The 20,156-nt window shown below is 59.3% G+C and carries 21 protein-coding genes and 1 pseudogene; 10 read left to right on the top strand and 12 right to left on the bottom strand.

Annotated features, from left to right (window positions below; all coding sequences use genetic code 11):
• Positions 1-155: 155 nt before the first annotated feature.
• Positions 156-506 carry a hypothetical protein gene (locus AC13CY_RS07075; RefSeq protein ID WP_044630164.1) on the top strand — a complete coding sequence of 117 codons (351 nt, stop codon included), beginning with the start codon at positions 156-158 and terminating at the stop codon, positions 504-506.
• Here the strand turns inward: AC13CY_RS07075 and AC13CY_RS07070 are convergent.
• The 6 genes from AC13CY_RS07070 to trmB form a co-directional block, all read right to left on the bottom strand.
• Positions 503-1,396, bottom strand: coding sequence for an AEC family transporter (locus tag AC13CY_RS07070; protein WP_044630163.1), 894 nt, complete (start codon positions 1,394-1,396; stop codon positions 503-505). The two genes, AC13CY_RS07075 and AC13CY_RS07070, sit on opposite strands and share 4 nt — an antisense overlap.
• 188 nt (positions 1,397-1,584) lie before the next feature.
• The gene (gene glnE, locus AC13CY_RS07065; RefSeq protein ID WP_475311987.1) at positions 1,585-4,575 is read right to left on the bottom strand and encodes a bifunctional [glutamate--ammonia ligase]-adenylyl-L-tyrosine phosphorylase/[glutamate--ammonia-ligase] adenylyltransferase; all 2,991 of its coding nucleotides are present in this window, start codon (positions 4,573-4,575) and stop codon (positions 1,585-1,587) included.
• Positions 4,576-4,628: 53 nt separating this feature from the next.
• Positions 4,629-5,000 (bottom strand): diacylglycerol kinase, encoded by a 372-nt coding sequence (locus AC13CY_RS07060; protein WP_054641555.1) that lies wholly within the window; start codon positions 4,998-5,000, stop codon positions 4,629-4,631.
• 26 nt (positions 5,001-5,026) lie between these two features.
• A complete protein-coding gene (gene dacB / locus AC13CY_RS07055) occupies positions 5,027-6,505 on the bottom strand; it encodes a D-alanyl-D-alanine carboxypeptidase/D-alanyl-D-alanine endopeptidase (RefSeq protein ID WP_054641556.1) in 1,479 nt (492 codons plus the stop codon).
• Between the two features lie 11 nt (positions 6,506-6,516).
• Entirely contained in the window at positions 6,517-6,846 is a 330-nt protein-coding gene (locus AC13CY_RS07050) for a DMT family transporter (protein WP_058577117.1), read from the bottom strand.
• Positions 6,843-7,508, bottom strand: coding sequence for a tRNA (guanine(46)-N(7))-methyltransferase TrmB (gene trmB, locus AC13CY_RS07045; RefSeq protein WP_058577116.1), 666 nt, complete (start codon positions 7,506-7,508; stop codon positions 6,843-6,845). The genes AC13CY_RS07050 and trmB overlap by 4 nt, the downstream gene beginning before the upstream one ends.
• Before the next feature lie 221 nt (positions 7,509-7,729).
• On the opposite strand from trmB, the gene AC13CY_RS07040 reads away from it, so the two are divergent.
• The 7 genes from AC13CY_RS07040 (at position 7,730) to AC13CY_RS07010 (ending at position 14,926) form a co-directional block, all read left to right on the top strand.
• A complete protein-coding gene (locus AC13CY_RS07040) occupies positions 7,730-9,613 on the top strand; it encodes a beta-ketoacyl synthase (RefSeq protein ID WP_289123341.1) in 1,884 nt (627 codons plus the stop codon).
• Complete coding sequence (coaD, locus tag AC13CY_RS07035) at positions 9,610-10,104, top strand: pantetheine-phosphate adenylyltransferase (RefSeq protein ID WP_054641557.1); 495 nt, start codon at positions 9,610-9,612, stop codon at positions 10,102-10,104. Before AC13CY_RS07040 ends, coaD begins: the two co-directional genes overlap by 4 nt.
• Positions 10,105-10,175: 71 nt before the next feature.
• A complete protein-coding gene (locus AC13CY_RS07030; RefSeq protein WP_039182874.1) occupies positions 10,176-10,424 on the top strand; it encodes a YfhL family 4Fe-4S dicluster ferredoxin in 249 nt (82 codons plus the stop codon).
• 50 nt (positions 10,425-10,474) lie between these two features.
• The gene (locus AC13CY_RS07025) at positions 10,475-11,788 is read left to right on the top strand and encodes an MATE family efflux transporter (protein WP_089675811.1); all 1,314 of its coding nucleotides are present in this window, start codon (positions 10,475-10,477) and stop codon (positions 11,786-11,788) included.
• Positions 11,789-11,954: 166 nt separating this feature from the next.
• Entirely contained in the window at positions 11,955-13,265 is a 1,311-nt protein-coding gene (locus AC13CY_RS07020) for a short-chain fatty acid transporter (RefSeq protein ID WP_062375178.1), read from the top strand.
• Positions 13,266-13,342: 77 nt separating this feature from the next.
• Complete coding sequence (locus AC13CY_RS07015; protein ID WP_062375176.1) at positions 13,343-13,888, top strand: acyl-CoA thioesterase; 546 nt, start codon at positions 13,343-13,345, stop codon at positions 13,886-13,888.
• A gap of 33 nt (positions 13,889-13,921) precedes the next feature.
• Entirely contained in the window at positions 13,922-14,926 is a 1,005-nt protein-coding gene (locus tag AC13CY_RS07010; RefSeq protein ID WP_483052412.1) for an ion transporter, read from the top strand.
• A 96-nt stretch (positions 14,927-15,022) separates the two neighbouring features.
• Here the strand turns inward: AC13CY_RS07010 and AC13CY_RS07005 are convergent, their stop codons facing one another.
• Together AC13CY_RS07005 and AC13CY_RS07000 are read right to left on the bottom strand one after the other, a co-directional pair.
• Complete coding sequence (locus AC13CY_RS07005) at positions 15,023-15,361, bottom strand: I78 family peptidase inhibitor (protein ID WP_172514877.1); 339 nt, start codon at positions 15,359-15,361, stop codon at positions 15,023-15,025.
• 118 nt (positions 15,362-15,479) lie between these two features.
• Positions 15,480-15,610, bottom strand: a pseudogene (locus AC13CY_RS07000) (entericidin A/B family lipoprotein).
• 166 nt (positions 15,611-15,776) lie between these two features.
• Between AC13CY_RS07000 and AC13CY_RS06995 the strand changes: the two are divergent.
• Positions 15,777-16,196 (top strand): HIT family protein, encoded by a 420-nt coding sequence (locus AC13CY_RS06995; RefSeq protein WP_044630150.1) that lies wholly within the window; start codon positions 15,777-15,779, stop codon positions 16,194-16,196.
• Between the two features lie 2 nt (positions 16,197-16,198).
• On the opposite strand, the gene AC13CY_RS06990 is transcribed toward AC13CY_RS06995, so the two are convergent.
• Genes AC13CY_RS06990 through AC13CY_RS06975 form a run of 4 tightly spaced genes read right to left on the bottom strand, consistent with a single transcriptional unit; the run spans position 16,199 to position 18,856 of the window.
• Positions 16,199-17,191: a nickel/cobalt transporter gene (locus tag AC13CY_RS06990; RefSeq protein ID WP_044630149.1), complete on the bottom strand. Its 993-nt coding sequence runs from the start codon at positions 17,189-17,191 to the stop codon at positions 16,199-16,201.
• Positions 17,192-17,250: 59 nt separating this feature from the next.
• Positions 17,251-17,922, bottom strand: coding sequence for a DUF1007 family protein (locus AC13CY_RS06985; protein ID WP_062363576.1), 672 nt, complete (start codon positions 17,920-17,922; stop codon positions 17,251-17,253).
• Positions 17,922-18,296, bottom strand: coding sequence for a hypothetical protein (locus AC13CY_RS06980; RefSeq protein WP_062363573.1), 375 nt, complete (start codon positions 18,294-18,296; stop codon positions 17,922-17,924). The genes AC13CY_RS06985 and AC13CY_RS06980 overlap by 1 nt, the downstream gene beginning before the upstream one ends.
• A complete protein-coding gene (locus tag AC13CY_RS06975; protein WP_089675077.1) occupies positions 18,293-18,856 on the bottom strand; it encodes a hypothetical protein in 564 nt (187 codons plus the stop codon). The genes AC13CY_RS06980 and AC13CY_RS06975 overlap by 4 nt, the downstream gene beginning before the upstream one ends.
• A 117-nt stretch (positions 18,857-18,973) precedes the next feature.
• Here AC13CY_RS06975 and AC13CY_RS06970 point away from each other — a divergent pair, with 117 nt between their 5' ends.
• Positions 18,974-20,107, top strand: coding sequence for a glycerate kinase (locus tag AC13CY_RS06970; RefSeq protein WP_044630146.1), 1,134 nt, complete (start codon positions 18,974-18,976; stop codon positions 20,105-20,107).
• The last annotated feature ends 49 nt before the right edge of the window (positions 20,108-20,156 follow it).

Genomic DNA, 20,156 nt, shown 5'->3' with positions numbered 1-20,156 from the left:
AAATCCTAACATCCGAGGCTAGCAATCGCATGTTAAGCGCTTAATACAGAAAAATTAGCACCAACTGATATATTAGTTTCAACTCTCAAAAAGAAGCAGTGAACTTGCTCGCTCCGCTATGTTCCAATAGTGGCAAACGAACGATGGAGGCTTTCATGCCACAGATGAATCGCGACCAACGCAATGCCGCTTGGCAAGCTGCTAACCAGTGGCGCGCCCGTGCTGCACAAACGCAGCCAAATGGGCTAATGGGCAGCTTGAAACTGCTGTTGACGTGGCTAGCGTTTGGCGCACTGATGATTGTTGGCGTTGTGCTGGGGCTATTTTTCCTGCTGATTGGCTGGGCGATGATGCCGTTTGTGCGCCATAAGATGAAAAAGCGTATGGAGCAGATGCGTGCCGATCACGCTCAAGACATTGGCGGCGGCTACGCTGGCGATCAGCCATCTAGGCAGCACGATGCTCTGGAAGGTAGCTACGAAGTAAAAGACGAGCCTCGCCGTTAGGGCGGCGGCTGGATCCAGGCGAAGGCCGCCGCCAGCGTTAGCGGCATGACGATCAAACTTCCCAAGTTACCGATCAACACCAACGACGCCACCTTATGAGGGGCGAGCTTGTACTGCTCGGCCACCAAGTAATTCAATACCGCTGGCGGCAACGCGGCAAATACTAACAAGGTGGCTGTTTGCAACGGATTCAGCGGCAGCAGCCACATGAGCGGCAGCGCAATCACCAGCCCAGAGAGCGGGCAAAGCAACGCCCCCAGTAGCCCTGTTCGCCAGTCGCTAAAGTCGATTTCCAGCAGGCGCACGCCCAGCGCAAATAGCATTAGCGGAATGCACACACCACCCAGCATATGCATGGCTTCCAGCAGCCAGCCCGGCAGCGGCACGCCCCCTACATTAACCAGCAGCCCTGCCAAACTGGCCGCCACGATGGGCATTCTAAGCATCCGCCACAGCGAAGTGCGCGGGTCCAGCATGTAAAGCCCCACCGAAAAGTGCAGCAGCATCTCCACGATAAACACCACCACCGCCGCTGGCAGCGCTTCCGGCCCAAAAGCCAGCACCAGCAGCGGCACCCCCATATTGCCGGAGTTATTGAACATCATTGGCGGCAGGAAGACCTTACTGTCCAACCCAAGCCACTTCACCACCGGCCACAGCACTAACCCTGACCCCAACACCACCAGCGCAGCAGCACTGGCGAGCCAGGCGTACTCCGCCAGGGGCGCTTGGCGGTCGGCTAGCACGGCAAACACCAGCAGTGGAACAAACAGCTCCATATTGAGGGTATTTAAACTGCGAATATCGGGAGTGCGGAATCGCCCGTAGGCGGCACCGCTACCGGCAATCAAAAACACCGGCAGCAGCGTGGCTAAAATTTGACCGATCATTGACCAGCCACCTCGCTGCGAGGCCGCACAGGAAAAGGAGTGCGCATTGTGTCGTCCTTGTTTTTATTGGAACTGCTGTTATGGGAACTGTTGTGATTAAAACGATTGATATGGGAGCAGCCGTTTTAGGCCAGTCGTTATCAGGCTAGCTTTTTACTGATGCTAATGAAAAACGCCCTACCCGCCAATCAAGGTTCCAGAAAACGCTGCCACAGTGCGGTCACTATCTGACGGTGCTCCGCAAACTCTTTAACCTGCCCTAACGCCTTTTCACCGGTCAACGCCGCGCGGTGAGTACGACTGCGGTAGGCCAGGTAAGCCTCGCGTAGCTGATCAGCCTCCACTTGGGTGATGTGCCCGCTCTCGGCCAGAGTTTCCAAAATGCGAATATTATCGCTATAGGTGATCAGCGCGGGCGTTTGATGGGAGAGCGCGAGCACGGCGTACTGGCAGAGAAACTCGATATCCACCATGCCGCCTGCATCGTGCTTCAAGCTAAACGTGGCATCTGTGCTGGCATTTTCGCCATCGCCCCGCTCAGATTTGGCGCCCTCGCCTTTCGTGCCCAAGTGATCACGCATTTTATGGCGCATGCTCACCACATCATCACGCAGCGCCTGCGGGTCGCGCTCGCGGCGTAAAATCGAACCACGCAGCTCGTCAAACTTATCGGCCAGCGCCTCACTGCCCGCCACCACTCTGGCCCGCACCAGCGCCTGATGCTCCCAGGTCCAGGCATTTTGATGCTGATACTCGGCAAACGCGTCCAGCGACGTGACGAGCAGCCCCGCATTCCCTGACGGCCGAAGGCGCATGTCCACTTCATACAGACTACCCGCCGGAGTTACCGCAGTCAGCAGATGAATGATGCGCTGGCCCAGGCGAGTGAAAAACACCGGCGTATCCAAAGGCCGAGGGCCGTCGGTACTGCCTTTACCGTCGTTATCGTGCAGGAACACCAGATCCAGGTCAGAGCCGTAGCCCAACTCAATGCCGCCCAGCTTGCCGTAACCAATAATCAAAAAGGCAGGTTCGCGGTTGTTACACCCCGCAGGCGCACCGTGCTTGCGGGTGACATGCTTCCACGCCATCGCCAGCACCGCGTCTAAAATAACTTCTGCGATATAGGTTAAGTAATCGCTTACTTTCATCAGATGACGCGTACCCGCCACATCCGAGGCGGCCACATGCAGCATCTGCGCATGCTTGAACACCCGCAGTGCTTCTAGCTGCGCTTCTTCATCGTCCTCGGGTAAACGGTTGAGCGTTTGACGCAGCTCATCGGCAAGCCGCGATTTATCGGCGGGCGTGTAGAGCGTATCGGGGGTTAACAACTCATCCAGCAGGATGGGGTAGCGTGCCAACTGTTCAGCAATCCAAGGGCTCGCCGAACATAGCCGCATCAAATGCTCAAGGGTATGCGGATTTTCGCGCAGCAGCGCCAGATAGGCGGTGCGTCGTAGCACCGCCTCGATCAACGGCTGCACCCGAGCCAGGGCCGTGTCCGGCGTATCGCTCTGCGCCACGGCAGCCAGTAGCAGCGGCATCAGAGCATCCAAGCGCTCAAAACCAATACGCTGCATGCTCTGCACGGCGCGCGAGTGATAAAGGCTTTTTAATCGTTTGAGTGCTTTTTCCGATTCGTTAAAGCCCGCTTCGCTGAGAAGGGCCTGAGCCTCATCCTCTTCAAGTTCACCGCGCCACAATAGCCGCCACTGGGAGAGGCTGGCGTCGCTTTGCTCTTCATCGGCCTCTTCTTCAGGGTCGGCGATCACCGCGTCGAAGTGCTGGCGCACCCGCTCGCGGACCTCATCTAGCTGGGCGATAAGCCCGGGCCAATCCTCGTGCCCCATGGCGAAAGCGACGCGCTCGCGGTCCTCATCATCGGTGGGCAGCATTTGGGTTTGGCGATCTTCCAGCGCTTGAAGGGCGTGCTCCACATCGCGCAGGAAGGCGTAATCCGGCAGTAGCTCGTCCACCACGGCTTGAGGCAGCAGCCCAAGCTCGGGCAAGCGCTTGAGCGCTGTTTGCAGCGAGGTGACCTGCAGTTCAGTATCACGCCCGCCGCGAATCAGCTGAAACGCCTGCACCACGAACTCCACCTCGCGGATGCCCCCCGGCCCCAGCTTGATGTTGCTCTGCATGCCTTTGCGTTTCACTTCGCGATTGATCATTGCCTTCAGCTCGCGCAGCGACTCAATGGCCCCAAAATCCAGATAGCGGCGATACACAAACGGCCGTAGGCTTGCCAGCAGCTCTTGGCCCGCGTCGATATCCCCCGCCACAGGCCGCGCCTTCAGCATGGCGTAGCGCTCCCACTCACGGCCTTGGTCTTGATAGTAGCTGGAGAGCATCGAAAAGCTGCCTACCAGCGGGCCGCCATCGCCCAGCGGGCGCAAGCGCATATCTACACGGAACACAAAACCATCCGCCGTCATGGCATCCAGGGCGGCGATCAGGCGCTGGCCAAGCTTGGTAAAGTACTCTTGATGCTCTAGCGGTTTTCGGCCGCCTTCGGTCTCGCCCTTTTCAGGGAAGGCAAAAATCAGATCGATATCCGACGATAGGTTGAGCTCCCCCGCGCCCAACTTACCCATTCCCAGTACCACCAGCCGCTGAGGCTCACCATCACTGCGAGCGGCAGGTGTCCCCCAGCGGGATGCATAAAAACGCTCCAGCCAGCCAAGCGCCGCTTCGGTGCATACTTCCGCCAGCCAAGAGACCGATCGGGCGGTATCCCACATGGTGGCACCGTCGAGGCGATTTAGATCGCGCCAAACAATGCCCAGCATGCGCGCTCGACGAAAACGGCGCAGCGCCCGGTGCAGGGCATCTTCGTCCTCGGCGCTCTCCAGAGCATCATCCAACCACTGAGTCAGCGCTTCTTTGCTGGGCGCGCTATCCAACTCCCCTGCCGCATCCAGCTCGGCCAGCCAGTGGGGAAAGCGCGCCAACGTATCAAGGGCGAAGGTGGAGATAGTGACCACTCGAGCCAGCGCTTCCCGGCGGGCAGGAGCGAGCGCCTCCCAACTACTGGAGGGCAGCGGCTGCTTGGTCATTGAGGCGATATTATCCGCCTGGCTTAGGGCCTCGCTGAGGCGCTGCTGTGCCTGTTCGGCAGCAGGTGCAAGCGCTTTGGGAAGCGTTGTCGTGGGGAATAACGCATCATTGGTCTGCATAAGCACCTCTTTGCCAAGCGATTGTTATGATTCTCAACGCCATTCTAGGCCAACTAGCCCATCCATTTTTCCCAGCCTAACAGCCCCCAGGTCAGCCCCGCCATCATCAGCGACAGCATCACCGCGGCCGAGCCGATGTCCTTGGCACGCCCTGACAGCTCATGGTGTTCGGTGCCGATACGGTCGACCACGTTTTCGATGGCGCTGTTGAGCAGCTCGACAATCAGCACGAGAAACAGACTGCCGACCAGCAGCAGCCAGCTTAATGGGCCTTCGCCAATCCACCAGGCAAATGGCAGCAGCACGGCAGTAATCGCCAACTCCTGACGAAAGGCAGACTCATTACGAAACGCCGCCTTCAGGCCTTTCCAGGAGTAGCGCGTGGAGTGCAGTAAATGGGTTAACCCCGTGTGACGTGGCTTCATGCCCGTTGCCTCACCTAAGCGTTTAATTAATTAGCTAAAATCATTGCATCTAAATCTAACGACAGTGGGTCAAGCACCTCGGGCCAGCTGAGATAGGGGGTACTGCCGCTACCGTTCACTAACACACTAAACACCCCCCAGCGCCCTTGGGCCGTGCGAAAATAGCCTGCCACGGCACGTACGGCAAACGGCTGGTTGAGCGTGCCGGTTTTCAGCATGACGTTATTTTGAAAGGTAGGTGAGCCACGACGGATAAAGCGCATCACGCCATTGGCGGGCGACTGGAAAGAGGCCACGAAGCTTGGGAACAGCGCGCTTTGGCGGAACATGTCCTCCAGCATGACGTTGACACCATGCGCCGAGGTGCGGTTACCGGTGGTTAAACCGCTGCCGCTGTGCAGTGTGACCGGGCCGTGCCCAGGCAAGCTCTGCACATAGGTTTCAATGGCCTGCCCTGCCTGACGCAGCTGCGCTTGGGGTGTTTCCACCAAGTTCAGCGCCAGCACATCGGCCATATAGTTATTGGAGTAGTTCATGGTGCGCAGTAACAGCTCCTGGAGCGGCTGGCTATCCACTGCGGCAAGGCGCTGGGCGCTGCTTGGCGGCTGGGTTGAGCTTACCCGCCACGGGTCACGCACGCTAACGCCCGCCTGATTGAGCATGCTTAACAGTACCTGGGCGGTTTTTTCAGCCGCATCTCCGGCACCACGGTAAACATCCCGCGCGGCTGCATTAGTAGAAATTTGCCCCGTCAAACGCATCACATCGCCACGCTCATCGGTGATGCGCTCGGCGCTAATCTCCGTGCCACTGTTCGCCGGGCGCGTTACCACCTGATTATCAATGGCCACCAGCGGCGCCTGGCTATCACATAGCCCTACCCGCGCAGGCTCGCCGGGGGTTGCCGCAGGCGCCACATTGACACACCACGTACCAAAATTGACGCCTGCCGAGGTTAGCGGCGCACTATAGGCGTTGGTGACTCGGGTACGCGCGTTGCAGCGATCAGTGGTGATGCACTCCACTGGGCCAAAGCGCCACTGACTGACCACCAGCGCACCGTCGACGTGCGTTACCCCGGCAAGCTGCAGGCGCTGGACGAGCCGCCACAGGTCTTCCGTCGTCAAACCTGGGTCACCGCCGCCTTCAAAGACCAAATCACCGCGTAGCACGCCGTTATCCACTTGGCCGGTACTCACTAACTGGCTAGTGAAGCGATGCTGGGGGCCGAAACGATTAAGCAGCGCGGCCGACATATAGGCTTTTGTCACCGAGGCGGGTGAGAGCTGACGCTCTGGATTAAGTCTGCCCAGCAGTGGGTTACTACCGCTATCGGCATCTAACAGGCGCGCTTCAGCGCTGACCGAAAACCCTTTTGCTTCTAACTGACTCAGCCGGGTGAAGTCGGCCCAGAGCACCGAGCTGGCGCACAGCGCAGCGGTCGTTACCCCCGCGACGATACCGTTGCGCAGCCAGCGCGTGGAGAAGTTGCGAAAACACGTCACTTTGAGCTACCTCAATGCACATTCATTTTGGAAAAGACCTGTAGCGTCACCACCCCGGCCACAATCAGGCTGATCCCCAGTACGGCGGGCAGATCAGGCTTCTCGCCAAACACCATTATTCCGACCAGAGTCACCAGAACGATGCCCAACCCCGCCCAGATGGCGTAAGTAATACCCACCGGCAGGGTGCGCAACACCAAGCTTAATAAATAGAACGCAACCCCGTAGCCACCCACAACCAGCAGGCTCGGCAGCGGCCGCGTAAAGCCCGCAGAGGCTTTTAACGCGCTGGTAGCGATCACTTCTGCCACAATCGCGAGAATCAAATAAACAAATGTCATGGGCGCTCCAGGTCGATGCACAAACGCCAAAGTGTTTGGCCACTTTGGTCATATTTGGCTTCAAACGGGGTGAGATAGTCACCATTAGGGTGCAACGGGGCAACGCTTGCCTTTTGGCCGGTGACGACCTCCACGGCCTGGGCAAACTCTTCCACATAGAGCTGCCAGTTCGAACGCAGCTCGAGCCGCCCGCGCAGGGCTAACAGTGTGGGGAAAACCGGATGGCCATGCCAGCGCATTTTCAAGTGTGCTGATTTAGGATAAGGGTTGGGATACAGCAGGTAGTGGCGCTCGGGCGTCCAGCCTGCTTCCAGGGCCAGTCGCCAGAAATCGACCAGATCGGCACGCACCAGCAGGGCGTTTTCCGGCAGCTCACCGTGCTCCCGGCCCAGACGGTCCTCACTGCGGTCAACGCCAATCACGCTGTGGTGGGGGAACTGTATGGCTATCCGCCGGGTCGATAGCCCTACCCCGCAACCTGCGTCGAGAATCAACGGGGCAGAGTGCTGCTGGCGCCACGCACCGGCCTGCTCAAACGCTCGGCGCGTGTGGTCAGCAATGGGTTTGCGCAGCGGATGCGCTAACGCGCGCGCTACTCGGCGCGCCACATCGTGATGCGGACCTGGCTGATTGGAAATCACTGGCCGTGAGGTGTGCTGCATGCCATCCCCTGGGTTAAAAAAAGCGTGATTCTATCAGTCTCCCGCGCACTCGGCATGACGCCGTTGCACGCCCGGTGCTATGATCACGCCCGAGCCTTTTTGTAAGCTCACTATTAAGCTCAGATCGGTTAAGGTTTTCGACACGGTCTGACAATAACCGTTATTAAAAACCACCGCACCACGAGGAACCCGGCTTGTCACACTTACCGGTGATTGTCGGCATGGGCGGCATCAATCCCGCCGGCAGAACCTCGGGCCATCAGGCCTTCCGCCGCACCGTGCTTGATGCTCTTCCTGCTGACCAGCAGCGCCAAACCGTGGAAAGCTTGGCAGCGCTTATGCGCCTTGCCGAGCACTCCGACAACGGATGGCACGACAGCGCAGGGCAGCCCATTGACGCCCCTGCCCAGATGCTGCGCGATCAGGTGCTTAACCACACGCTGATTCGCCGCAATGAAGACCCGCGCTTTCTCGCCCCTGGCCTGCCGGCAAACCGACGAGCCGATCTGGCGCTGGCAGAGCCGCTGCGCGTGACACTGCGCCGCCGCCAGCTACCCGACCAGTTGCCCGATGGGTGGCAGGTGCGCGAAATCGATACCCGTGAAGTCGAGGTGACTATTCCTGCGGGCATCTTCGACGTGCTGCTACCGGACGCCCAAGAGCCTAAAGTGCGGGCTGCCGCGCAACTGCCGAGCGGCTTTGACCCAGCCAGCCTTTACCGCAGCGTGCACCATCCTCGCGGGCTCTCCATGGCGGTGTTTGGCGCCAGCGACTGCTTGGGCGCCAGCGGCCTCTCTTGGGAAACCCTGCGCCAGCAGCTCAACCCCGACCATATCGCTGTGTACGCGGGCAACTCGATTGGCCAGCTCGATGACCAGGGCTGGGGCGGCTTATTGAAAAGCTTGGTGACCGGCCAGCGCGCCACCTCCAAGCAGATGCCGCTGGGCTATGGACAGATGCCCGCTGACTTCCTCAATGCCTATGTACTCGGCAGCGTAGGCGGCACCGGCGCAGCGCTAGGCGCCTGCGCCAGCTTCCTCTACAACCTGCGCCTGGGCATTGACGATATCCGCGCAGGCCGTCGCCGGGTGGTGATGGTGGGCACCGCCGATGCGCCGATTACCCCGGAAATTATCGAAGGCTTCCGTGCCATGGGCGCGCTGGCCGATGACGCCAGCCTAAAAGCGCTGGATGCCCTGGAGCTGCTGACCGACGCTGATTATCAGCGCGCCTGCCGTCCGTTTGCCCGCAACTGCGGGTTCACCATGGCAGAAGCGAGCCAGTTCCTGCTGCTGATGGACGACAGCCTTGCCCTAGAGCTAGGGGCCGATATTCTCGGCGCGGTGCCCGATGTGTTTGTCAATGCCGACGGCTATAAGCGCTCTATCTCCGCGCCGGGCATCGGCAACTACATCACCCTGGGTAAAGCCGCCGCGCTGGTCAAAGACATGCTGGGAGAGACCGCGCTGAAAGAACGCACCTTCCTTCATGCCCACGGCACCAGCACGCCGAAAAACCGCACCACCGAATCCCACGTATTCGATGAAATCGCCCGCGCGAACGGCATCAAGCAGTGGCCGGTGGTGGCCATTAAAGCGTTCATCGGCCACTCCCAAGGGTCAGCGGCAGGTGATCAGCTGGCCAGCGCCCTGGGCAGCTTCGCCCACGGTTTGCTGCCGGGTATCCCCACGCTGGATGCGGTGGCCGATGACGTCTACGCCGAGCGGCTGCGCTTTTTCACGACGCCTCAAGCATTTACCGCCGATGCTGCCTTTATCAACGCCAAAGGCTTTGGCGGTAATAACGCCACCGGCGTGGTGCTCTCGCCAGAGGTGACCGAGCGTCTACTCACCAAGCGCCACGGCAGCGCCGCGATAGAAGCGTGGAAAGGTCGCCGCGAAGCGGTACGCGCTAACGCCGCTGCCTATCTCGCCGAGGCCGATCGCGGGCGCTACGCCCCCCGCTACCAGTTTGGCGAAGCGGTGCTGGAAGGCCCAGAGCTTGAGATTCACGCAGACCGTATCCACATTCCCGGCTATGACCACGCGGTTTCGCTGGTCGCCGATAATCCGTTTGGTTCACTGGATGAGGGGACGCCGTCATGAGCGCGCATCGCGAAAAGATCGCTGTCTATCCTGGCACGTTCGACCCGATCACCAACGGCCACTTCGACCTGATTGAGCGCGGCGCGCGGATGTTCGACAAAGTGGTGATTGCCGTGGCAGCCAGCCCCGGCAAACACCCAAGCCTGGATTTGGATACTCGAATTGCGCTGGCCCAGTCGGTGTGCGCATCGCTGCCGAATGTCAGCGTGATTGGCTTCTCGACGCTGCTCACTAGCATGATGCACGAACAGGGCGCGACGATTATTCTGCGCGGCCTGCGAGCGGTCTCCGATTTTGAGTACGAGCTGCAGCTGGCCAATATGAACCGCGCTCAAAATCCTGAGCTTGAGAGCGTGTTTCTTACCCCGGCAGTGGAAAACTCCTATATCTCCTCGACCATCGTGCGGGAAATCGCCAAGCTGGGCGGCGATATTTCCCCCCTGGTGCACCCGCAGGTCGCAGAGGCGCTGCGTAAGCACTACACTACCTAGCTATCGATATTGTTGAGCAAAACACTCGGGTATCTAAAACCCGAGTGACACGCCATTCGTGAGGTATGCCCATGGCCCTGATGATCACCGACGAATGCATTAACTGCGACGTCTGCGAACCGGAATGCCCCAACGACGCGATTTCTCCCGGTGAGGAGATTTACGTGATCAACCCCAACCTGTGCACCGAGTGCGTCGGCCACTTCGACGAGCCTCAGTGCCAGCAGGTGTGTCCGGTGGACTGTATTCCCCTCGACCCAGAGCGCCCCGAGACCCAAGAGCAGTTGATGGAGAAGTATCGCATCATTACTGCCGCTTAACTCGCCCACTTAAGATGTGCCTGAACGTTTGCGAGCGAAGGTCACTCTGAATGCGTATTTGGACCCTCGCTTGGCCCATCATTCTCTCCAATATCACCGTACCGCTACTCGGTTTGGTGGATACCGCCGTGGTCGGGCACTTACCCGACTCTCGCTACCTGGCCGGCGTGACCCTTGGCGCAACGCTATTTAGCTTTCTCTACTGGGGCTTTGGCTTTTTACGCATGGGCACCACCGGACTGGTCGCCCAGGCCATAGGGCGCGAGTCGCCTAGTGACGTGCGCAACTTGCTAGGCCAGTCGCTGATCATGGCAGGTGTCATCGGCACACTATTAATCGTGTTTGGCACACCGCTCATCTCGCTTGGCCTATGGCTACTAGATGGCAGCGTACAGGCCACGCCGCTGGCCCGCGAGTATGCCGAGATTCGCCTCTGGTCTGCCCCTGCCGTACTGGCCAACTACGCCATTTTGGGGTGGTTTTTAGGGCAGCAGAACTCCCGCGTCACGCTGATGATTCTGGTGCTGACCAATAGCGTCAATATCGTGCTCGACCTATGGTTTGTGGTGGGCCTGGGGATGACCAGTAACGGCGTAGCGCTGGCTAGCGTGCTCGCTGACTACAGCGCGCTGCTGTTCGGTGGCTACTTGGTGCTGCGCCAGCTGGGGCATCTTGAAGGCCACTTTCAACGCCAGCGCCTATTGGCACTGCAGGCCTATTCGGCGTTATTTAGTGTTAATGCGAACCTGTTTGTGCGAACGCTTGGACTACTATTTGCCATGGCGTTTTTTACAGCGCAAGGCGCCCGTCAGGGCGATACCGTGCTCGCCGCCAATGCCGTGCTGCTGCAATTTATTATGCTGACCAGCTACGCGCTGGATGGCTTTGCCCACGCGGCTGAGTCGCTAGTAGGGCGCGCTTACGGGCGTCGCGATTGGCGAGAGTTTGCCGCCACGGTGCGGGCCACGGCACAGTTCTCTTTCTGGACATCCGCTGCGGCGGCGCTGCTTTTTGCCCTGGGTGGTAATCAACTGATCGCAATGCTGACCGGATTGAGCGACGTGCGCGTCACCGCCGCCAGCTATTTGCCGTGGATGGTGGTCATGCCGCTGATTGCCGTCTGGAGCTACCTGCTTGACGGCGTGTTTATCGGCACCACGGCGGTACGCGAGATGCGCAACAGCATTTTTGCGGGCCTCGCAGTCTACCTGCCTAGCTGGTGGCTATGCCAGGGGCTGGGCAATCACGGCCTCTGGCTAGCCTTCACACTTTTTATGCTCACCCGCTCGGCCGTGCTCATTGGCTATTATCGGCACTACCGGCTGACCCGCTGGCGGCCGTCATCCGGCGTTTCTCACCTTTGATCAGCAGCGTTGAACGCCACAACGGGCAAGGCGAGCAAACTGCGCTAACGTAAGGTGATGTAACAATGTTAAGCACCCGACGCATTGGCCGTTGAGGGGTGAAAATTGTGCCGCACCGCCGTATATTAGCCGCGCACTTCCTAATAACGAATAAAGTGAGCACTCCATGCTAAAACTCATATCAAAACCAGCAGTTAAGCTGGTCGAGCGTTATTTACCAGACCCGTATATCTTCGTTCTATTGTTGACCCTGATTGCCGCTGTGGCCGCCATTGCCGTGGAGCGCCAAACACCCTTGGCCGTGCTGCGTATGTGGGGCGACGGTTTCTGGGGGCTACTCACCTTCTCGATGCAGATGCTGTTGGTGCTGGTCACCGGCTTTATGCTGGCAAGTTCGCCACCGGTAAAACGCATTCTGCAAAAAATTGCCGGTACTGCGAAGTCGCCCGGCGGCGCAATTATTCTCGTCACGCTGGTCTCTTTAGCCGCTAGCTGGATCAACTGGGGCTTTGGCCTGGTGGTCGGTGCTCTGTTCGCCAAAGAACTGGCCCGGCTGATCAAGGTCGATTACCGCCTGTTGGTGGCCAGCGCCTACTCGGGCTTCGTGGTGTGGCACGGCGGCTTGGCCGGTTCGGTGCCGCTGACGATTGCCACCGAAGGCCACTTCTCTGCCGATCAGATCGGTGTCATTGGCACGGGTTCGACCATTTTCGCCTTCTTCAACTTGGCCATTGTGGTGTGTCTCTTTATCGCCGTACCGCTGGTCAACCGTATGATGCTGCCCGATGAAAAAGACAGCGTGTACGTCGATCCCAAACTGCTAGACGACGAGCCAGAGCCCGTAGGCCGCATCACGCGACCTGCCGAAAAGCTCGAAAACAGCATGCCGCTGGCCCTGCTGGTAGGTGTACCTGGCCTGCTGTTCTTGCTGGACCACTTCCTGCTGCGCGGCGGCAGCCTGAACCTGAACGTGGTGAATTTCATGTTCCTGTTCCTGGCGATCGTGCTGCACCGCACACCGCGCAACCTGCTTACCAGCCTGAACGAAGCCATCAAGGGCGGCGCGGGCATCGTCATCCAGTTCCCCTTTTATGCGGGCATTATGGCGATCATGGTGCAGTCGGGCCTGGCCCAGAGCATGTCGGAGTGGCTGGTCTCGTTTGCAACCGCTAACTCGCTGCCGTTCTGGTCGTTCATCAGCGCCGGTATCGTGAACCTGTTTGTGCCTTCCGGTGGTGGCCAGTGGGCGGTACAGGCACCGGTCATGCTGCCTGCCGCAGAAGCGCTGGGTGCCGATATTGCCCGCGTGGCCATGGCGGTGGCCTGGGGCGATGCCTGGACTAACCTGCTGCAGCCGTTCTGGGCACTGCCAGTGCTGGCGATTGCCGGCTTGAAAGCTAAGGACATCATGGGCTTCTGCCTGATCCAGCTGTTGATTACCGGTATTATCATTTCCGTGGGCTTAGTGTGGTTCTAAGCAGCTAAGCACGATGTCAACACCCGCCCCTGTGGTATCGCCTGGGGGCGGGCATTTTTAATCGTAAGGTGACTTTTATGTCCGACGCCTCTGCTGTACCCAACGCCTCAGACCAGAGCCTTGAACACAGCGCCTTACCGGGCCAGCACGAGCTCTCCATGACGGTCTTGATGACGCCGGATATGGCGAACTTCAGCGGTAAAGTGCACGGCGGTGCTATTCTTAAGAAACTCGATGAAGTCGCCTACGCCTGCGCCAGCCGCTACTCCGGCCACTATGTGGTGACGCTCTCGGTGGATCAGGTGCTGTTCAAACAGCCGATCCATGTAGGCGAGCTGGTGACGTTTCTCGCCAGCGTGAATCACGTGGGGCGCTCCTCCATGGAAATTGGCATTAAGGTAGTGGCCGAGGATATTCGCCAGAAGCTGATTCGCCATACCAATAGCTGTTACCTCACCATGGTGGCCGTGGACGCCGACGGCAAACCTGCCCGGGTGCCGCCCCTGGCGCTGGAGACCCCGCTGCAGAAGCTGCGCTTCGAAAAAGCCGCGCTGCGCAAGAAGCTACGCAAACAGGCAGAGCGTGAAGAGGAGCTGACCCAGCAGCATCACCAGCAGCGCTAAGCGCTGCTCTACTTTCAACGACAAGGAGTCATCATGCCCATCAGGCAGCGCTATCCCCGCCTTCCCAAGGCCGTTGAGTATGCGCACATCGGCTGGGATCTGCTGATCCTCGCCGCCGTTATTATTAACCTTAGCCTGCTGCTGTTTGACTCACTGTTTCTGATTGGCCCGATCAACCAAGCGATTGCCGCTATCGCGCCTGGTTTTCACCGTTTTTACGATACGGCGATTCACAGCCGATTTATTGCCATTGATTTGGTCTTTGTCAGCTTCTTTATTGCCGATGTGCTGCTAGGCTGGGCCGTCGCGATTGCCGAGCGGCGCTATCACCGCTGGTTTTTCTATCCCTTCGTACACTGGTACGACGTGCTGGGCTGCATCCCACTCAGTGGGTTTCGTTGGCTACGTGCCTTACGCGTCATTTCGCTCCTACACCGGTTACATCGACTGCGCTTGGTCGATGTGACCCGTTGGTCGGTCTATCGATTTTTTACCAAGTATTACGATATTTTGCTGGAGGAGCTCTCAGACCGTATAGCGCTGCGCTTGCTAGGCAATGCTCAGGAGCAGATCGTGGCCAGCGACTCGCTCACCGAGCGCGTCATCGAGCGGGTGATCATGCCGCGTAAAACCCAGCTGATCCATGAAATTGCCGAGCGCTTGGAAGCCACGGCAGGCCGAGCCTATCAGCAAAATCGCCCCGCCATTATGGCGGCCATCGATGATCTGGTGAGCCGCACGCTGCGGGAGAGCCCGGAAATTCAACGACTACACCGCTTACCCATGGGAAAAACCGCATCAAGCGCGATGCAAGCTTCTATCAGCAGCGTCGCCCAGCGGCTGGTGGATGAAATGGCGCAAGGCATGCACTCCCCCGCCTTTCGTCAACTCGTCGAGCGCACCGCCGACACCAGCTTTGACAGTTGGTTGACCGTCGACGACACCAGCGCCAAAGTGACCGAACAGGTGCTTTACGACGTGCTCGACATGCTCAAAGAGCAGGTGCGCCATCAGGGTTGGAAAGATCGCTACGACTAGCTAGACCGTTGCGGTTGCCAGGGGCGGCTGCTCTAGGCTCGCGCGCACAATGGACAGCGCACGCGTAAGCGCCGCCTGCGTATGGCTGATTTTGCGTTAGCCGCAGCGCAGCGCCTCAATCATGTCGTTGCTTTCCAGATGAATATTGAGCCGGTCGTCACGGAAATCCATGGTCGCGGCAGTGCCGGGGCGCAGCACACGCACCTGACGAGCGCCACTCTGCTCTTCTAGAGTCGCCACGTTGGCCTCATCAAAGGGCGCACCAATGGCATACTGCACGGCGCTGGCATCGCATGCTTGGCTAGTTGGCGCGGTTTGATCAACCGTCGGCGGCTTAGGCGCAGCGGACTCATTGGGCGCGCTGCTACACCCGGCTAGCAGCATCACGGCCAGCGCACTGCCCAGACCTTTTATATGGCGCTGAGTGGTGGTCATCCAAAGCTTTCCTGGCGTCATTGTTTACCTTCCTCCACAAATCCCTGTCTCGATAGCAGTGCGGGCCAGGCATTGCTGCCTAGCCCGCACATTGTACAATAAACCGTTAGACCGAACCTTAACTCGCGGCGTCCTGTACTGCTTGGCCGCCCTCTTCAACGTCTTGTCCTGCCCCTGCAATGGTGTTGCAGCCCGCTAGAGCACCCGCAGTGATGAGCAGATAAAGCTAGTCGCCAGTAGTTTTTTCATGGTGTTCTCCTTAACAAGTCATTCAACATCGGGAAGCTCCGGCGGCAGCCTTACCGCCTGGGAGTGTTTTCAGCGTAACAGGTTTTAATCATTTCGCCTGTTTTCCCTGACATAACCGTTGCCTGCTATGATGCTAGTCTAACCGTTTGGCTTAGGAGCACTCCGTTTGGCAACCTTTGAAATCGATCCACGCTTAGAGGCCGATACCTTTCCCCTCGCCGACCTACCGCTTTGCCGCGCTCTGCTGATGAACGATGCTCGCTACCCTTGGGTGGTGCTAGTGCCCAGAGTAGCATCGGTCAGCGAAGTGTTTGAACTCAGTCAAGAGGAGCAAGCGCAGCTCTGGCAGGAGGCCACTCAACTGGGAGCGGCCATGAAAGAGGCCTTCCAGGGCGACAAGCTCAATATCGCCACGCTGGGCAACGTGGTCAGCCAGCTACATATCCATTTAGTGGTGCGCTATACCGATGACGCCAGCTGGCCCGCGCCGGTGTGGGGCAACGGCACTCCCAAGCCTTATGAGCTCGCCCAGCAGGGGGAGCGACGGGAACAGCTGCTAGCGCAAATTGAGGGGCTGTCGCTTTAAGCTCAACCGCCCAGCATTGAGCCACGCGCGGGCGGCTCGTTGAGTAACGGGCCGCTGGCAGGCTGCGCCGCACCGGCCAGCGCTAAGGAAATTCCCAGCGCAATAATCACGGCCCCACCGGTGAGTGCCGCCCAGCCCGCCGCTTTCTCGACCCGTTGCTGGCTCTGCTTGTGTAGCCGCTTGGTGGCCCACCCTCGGGCTACAATACTCGCCAGGGCCAGTATCGATACGGTAATGCCCGTGCCCAGCGACATCGCCACCACCGACGCGACCCCCACGTAAAATTGGCCCAAAAGGCTTGCGGCACCTAGCATCAAGATCGCTCCGCTGCAGGGGCGCATACCAATCGCCCCGACGGTCATCAAGGCCGTACGCCAATCCAACGCCTGCTCGGGTTCAATATGATGGGCACCGCCACAGCAGTGGCTGTGGTCGTGGCTGTGATCATGCGCATGTACGTGCTCCATGACCGGCTCACTCTGCACGGCATAGGCATGGCGTAGCTGCTTCACCGCCCGCCAGCAGAGCCAAGCCCCTAATAGCGCTACCAGAAAAAAGCTGGCCTGTTCCACCCATACCACGCTGCCCATGGCTTGACGCGTCACCCAGCCCAGCCCGTGTACCAATATCGCCACCATCGCAATGGCCGTCACGCCCTGCAGTAGCGAGGCAGCAAACGAGAGCCCTAGCGCCCGGCGAGTCGCACCGCCATGAGACGCCAAATAGGTGGCCAATACTGCTTTACCATGCCCAGGCCCTGCGGCATGAAACACGCCGTAGGCGAAGCTCACGCCAAGCAGCGTTAGCCACGTGCCGGTGGAAGGCGTTCGTGACAACTCGGTAATCGCCAGGGTCAGGCTGCGGTGTAGTTCTCGCTGCCACGTAAGTAGCTGCAGGCTGGCACCCTGTAAGTTCGCCTGTACCGCCCACACCAGCAGCGCCACGCCTAATAGCACCAGGGCACCAGTGGCCAACTGTCGTCCCGTTAACGGCATTCCCCCTCCGCACAAAAGATATAAAGTAACACTTTATACATGACCAGCCAGGCAGGCCGCTAGCGGCAATCCACCCGCCCTGTTTCCGCAAAGTGGCGGCCTAATCCCGGTTCGCCTTCCTCGTCCACGTCTAGTAGTGACGCCTGCAACACCTTCTCCGGATCGGGGTCGGCGGGTAGCACGCTTAGCGTGCAATCGGGTTCGCCGTTGAGAATCAGCGCCTGAGGAGAGGGCTCGTCGCCCTCTTCCTCATGTACCATCTCGATGTAGTACGTGGGGTCAAAGACTTGATACTCCAGCACCTGACCGCTCAAAGGCTGGGGTGAGGTCAGCGGTAAAATAAACATAAACGTTAAACGGCCGTCCCGCTCCAGTGCGGTGTACTCGGTGACCTCGCCAAACGTCTGCGGCTTGTCGCCGATCCGCACCTCGGTAAAGTAGTGCTGAGGAGTCAAGTTATTGCGAATCTCACTGCCCAACTGATCCAGCCCCTGCTCCAGGCTCGTGCCTGGTACCTGCTGCAACTCCTCCATGACGACCAAGCTATAAAAGGGGTCCATTCGCCACGTTTGATGAAGCCCGGTGACTGCACCGTCGTCGTTGGTAATGACCCGCACGCTCATATCGATCCAGCCATGGGGGTGCGCCATAGCTAAAGGGCTAGCCAACAGGCTACCCACCACCAACGCCTGACAGGTGCGCCGAACCGATACCCGTGGCCATGCTCTTATCACGGTAATTCTCCTAATTTGCGCTGTAACTCCACGAGCCAGGGATCTAGCACATAAGGCGGTATCGGCTGGCTACCGCGCAGTGCTGACACGCTCACTAAGCTGCCTCCTTGTGCATCGCTTACTTGTAGTTGGATGCGATACTCCGGCCAGCGTGCCAGGCTTGCCTCGGCGCGCCCTAAGGTCAAGTCAGCGTGGCGTATCACATAGCCCTGCTCCACCATCAGTGCCACCGCCTCGCGGAAGGTTTGCTCCATTGGCGCGCTATAGCGCAGCTCGCGCGGTTCAAGGGGTTGCGTGGTGGCACAGCCTGCCAGCCACAGCGTGGCGCATAGCGTGAGCGCTACCCATGAGGTATGGCGGAATGGTGTCATGATGCCCCCTGCGGTGTGACGGATGACGAAAAAGCGTCCTGGAAACGGCCACAGAAATCATCGTTACTGGCGCTATAGGACTCTCGCAGGTCGCCCAGGTGGTCAAAGCGTCGAATGTCCCTTGAAATGCGCAGATGGCCATCGCGGGCAAGCAGCGATACCCGCTCTACCTCAACGGGCTGCTGGCCAAACCCTGGGCCGAAAGAGCCACCCACGCCAATCCCTACGCCGCGACCAATACCAAACCCGCCAAACAGGCGGAAGCCGCTGCCGTAGCCATAGTCGTAGTCATAGCGGTCATAGTAGCCGATCAGCTCGCGCTCCCGGGAGGCACTCACTAGCCCAAGCTCCGTATCAGTGGTCTCCAACGAAAACCCCCAGGCTTCCAGCACGTCGATGCTATCCGTCAAAACGCTCAGCGTTTCATCTGGCGCAGACTGGCCGGTGGGGAAGTAGCAAGCCGCCGCTGGCGCAGGCTCCGCTTGGGGCAGCCGGTCAGGAACCGTCTGACAACCCGCCAGTGCCAACAGGCAGGTAATGCTAAGGGGTATGGCCTTCATGATAAATCCTCTCGCTACCTGCGTGGCTGGTGTGTCACCAAGCAGCGCGCTAAGCTCGCCAACAGACATTAAAAAGAACGACAACACGCTGAGACAACGTTTTAAGGAGGTTGTGCGATGAAAGTACTGCTTTGCCCTGACAGTTTTAAGGACGCCTTGGGCGCCGAAGAGGCCGCCAAGGCCATGGCACAAGGTATTCAACGGGCAGCGCCCAACGCCATCACACAGCTCTGCCCCCTGGCGGATGGCGGCGAAGGCAGCCTTGATGCCTTAATTGCCGCCACCCATGCCGAGCGCCGTACGCTCACGGTGCAAGACGCCCTTGGGCGGCCACGCCAAGCCGCCTGGGGCTGGCTAAGCGAGCAGCGTACCGCGTTTATCGAGCTGGCAGAAGCCAGCGGCCTGCAGCACCTGACCCACGCAGAGCGCAGCGCCCTGCATACCACCACCTTTGGCGTAGGCGAGCTGTTTCTCGCTGCCCTAAAAGCAGGCGCCACCCATGCCTTACTGCTACTTGGTGGTAGCGCCACCAACGACGCCGGTGCCGGTATGCTGCAAGCATTGGGGGCTACGCTACTGGATGCCCAGGGCCAGCCGCTGCCTCCAGGCGGCGCCGCACTCCAGCAGCTTGCGATCCTGGATCTTTCGACGTTAGACCCGCGCTTGGCCGAATTACGCGTAGAGGCCGCCGTGGATGTGGATAACCCACTGCTGGGCGAACGCGGTGCCAGTGCCGTCTTCGGCCCACAAAAGGGCGCGACAGACGCCGATGTGGCAACGCTAGACCGCGCGCTCGGCCACTTTGCTGACCTTACTGCCAAAGCGCTCGGCAAAGATGACAGAGCACTGCCGGGTGCGGGGGCGGCAGGCGGTATGGGGTTTGCGGCGCACTGCTTTTTGAACGCGACGCTAACGCCAGGCATTGAGATGATCATGCAGCAGGCGAATTTTGCCCAATTACTGAACGATGCAGATTTAGTGATTACCGGCGAGGGCCGCCTAGATGGCCAGAGCTTAGCGGGCAAAACGCCGATTGGTGTCTCCCGCGCCGCTAAGCGCCAGGGCAAGCCGGTGATTGTGCTCGCTGGTAGCCTGGGCGATGGCTGGCAAGCCTGCACGGAAGAAGGCGTTACCGCCGCCTTTGCGCTGGCCGATGGCCTAATGACATTAGAACAGGCGCTACCCCGTACGGCAGAGCTTCTGGCAGACCGCTGCGAAAGCATCGCACGCCTGTGGCTGGCAAGCCGCTGAGCATGCTTTTAAGCGAGCCTTGAAGATAAGCCCCTTGAAATGACGCGCC

The organism is Vreelandella sp. L-15 (genome assembly GCF_056857635.1).
Note: the sequence above shows the minus strand (reverse complement) of the source record. Positions and strands in the feature narration are given on the sequence as shown.

Excerpts from the sequence above, each read along its gene's own strand:
- AC13CY_RS07075 (WP_044630164.1), top strand. The coding sequence starts at position 156 with ATGCCACAGATGAATCGCGACCAACGCAATGCCGCTTGGCAAGCTGCT.
- AC13CY_RS07070 (WP_044630163.1), bottom strand. The coding sequence starts at position 1,396 with ATGATCGGTCAAATTTTAGCCACGCTGCTGCCGGTGTTTTTGATTGCC.
- glnE (WP_475311987.1), bottom strand. The coding sequence starts at position 4,575 with ATGCAGACCAATGATGCGTTATTCCCCACGACAACGCTTCCCAAAGCG.
- AC13CY_RS07060 (WP_054641555.1), bottom strand. The coding sequence starts at position 5,000 with ATGAAGCCACGTCACACGGGGTTAACCCATTTACTGCACTCCACGCGC.
- AC13CY_RS07050 (WP_058577117.1), bottom strand. The coding sequence starts at position 6,846 with ATGACATTTGTTTATTTGATTCTCGCGATTGTGGCAGAAGTGATCGCT.
- trmB (WP_058577116.1), bottom strand. The coding sequence starts at position 7,508 with ATGCAGCACACCTCACGGCCAGTGATTTCCAATCAGCCAGGTCCGCAT.
- AC13CY_RS07040 (WP_289123341.1), top strand. The coding sequence starts at position 7,730 with ATGGGCGGCATCAATCCCGCCGGCAGAACCTCGGGCCATCAGGCCTTC.
- coaD (WP_054641557.1), top strand. The coding sequence starts at position 9,610 with ATGAGCGCGCATCGCGAAAAGATCGCTGTCTATCCTGGCACGTTCGAC.
- AC13CY_RS07030 (WP_039182874.1), top strand. The coding sequence starts at position 10,176 with ATGGCCCTGATGATCACCGACGAATGCATTAACTGCGACGTCTGCGAA.
- AC13CY_RS07025 (WP_089675811.1), top strand. The coding sequence starts at position 10,475 with ATGCGTATTTGGACCCTCGCTTGGCCCATCATTCTCTCCAATATCACC.
- AC13CY_RS07020 (WP_062375178.1), top strand. The coding sequence starts at position 11,955 with ATGCTAAAACTCATATCAAAACCAGCAGTTAAGCTGGTCGAGCGTTAT.
- AC13CY_RS07015 (WP_062375176.1), top strand. The coding sequence starts at position 13,343 with ATGTCCGACGCCTCTGCTGTACCCAACGCCTCAGACCAGAGCCTTGAA.
- AC13CY_RS07010 (WP_483052412.1), top strand. The coding sequence starts at position 13,922 with ATGCCCATCAGGCAGCGCTATCCCCGCCTTCCCAAGGCCGTTGAGTAT.
- AC13CY_RS07005 (WP_172514877.1), bottom strand. The coding sequence starts at position 15,361 with ATGACCACCACTCAGCGCCATATAAAAGGTCTGGGCAGTGCGCTGGCC.
- AC13CY_RS06990 (WP_044630149.1), bottom strand. The coding sequence starts at position 17,191 with ATGCCGTTAACGGGACGACAGTTGGCCACTGGTGCCCTGGTGCTATTA.
- AC13CY_RS06980 (WP_062363573.1), bottom strand. The coding sequence starts at position 18,296 with ATGACACCATTCCGCCATACCTCATGGGTAGCGCTCACGCTATGCGCC.
- AC13CY_RS06975 (WP_089675077.1), bottom strand. The coding sequence starts at position 18,856 with ATGAAGGCCATACCCCTTAGCATTACCTGCCTGTTGGCACTGGCGGGT.
- AC13CY_RS06970 (WP_044630146.1), top strand. The coding sequence starts at position 18,974 with ATGAAAGTACTGCTTTGCCCTGACAGTTTTAAGGACGCCTTGGGCGCC.